This window comes from Turicibacter sp. GALT-G1 (assembly GCF_025594995.1).
In the GTDB taxonomy this organism is placed as follows: Bacteria; Bacillota_I; Bacilli_A; order MOL361; family Turicibacteraceae; genus Turicibacter; species Turicibacter bilis.
The window spans coordinates 1-574 of sequence record NZ_JAMQUS010000041.1 but is presented as its reverse complement, the minus strand read 5'-3'; the positions used below and the strand labels follow the sequence as shown (position 1 = coordinate 574).

At 35.7% G+C, this 574-nt stretch carries 1 protein-coding gene; it reads left to right on the top strand.

The features are described 5' to 3' along the window. Positions 1 to 32: 32 nt before the first annotated feature. Positions 33 to 574 (top strand): IS30 family transposase (locus tag NEH74_RS07665; protein WP_262941247.1); only part of this gene is annotated, 542 nt, incomplete at its 3' end.

The following is a 574-nucleotide window of genomic DNA, read 5'->3' as shown; positions in this document are numbered from 1 at the left end:
CACCAGTTGACAAAGAGCCGGAGTTTTCATCTATGTCTTATCATCATATTAACATAAATCAGCTGACAAATATAGAGTCAAATTATTATTTAGGAGTTAACGCTCGTGAATGTGCACGACGTATGAAGATTGGAAAGGATAAAGTTTATACCTATTATCGCTTATTGAAAAAGGGATTCAGTGTTGAAGAAATCTACTTTAATTATAAGCAAAATAAAAAGCGTTGTGGAAGAAAAGAAATCACTTTATCTCAGCAGAAAGTACAAGAGATTCATGAGTTATTAGGTCAAGGATGGTCATTAGATGCTATTGCGGGGCGTGATAAGCTGATGGGTCATTCAGAAAGAGTTTCAACTAAAACATTGTATAAGCTTGTGAAAAATGGAAGCATTGATGCCAAAAAGCTCCGTCGAAAAGGAAAGAATAATCCTAAAAACCACAAAGAAACACGTGGAAGAATCAATGATTGTAAAACCATTCATGAGCGAGATAAGCAGTATCTTAAAGCTTCGATGAATCAAGAATACGGGCACTTTGAAGGGGATACCATTGTTGGTAAGAATCGTCAATCAGC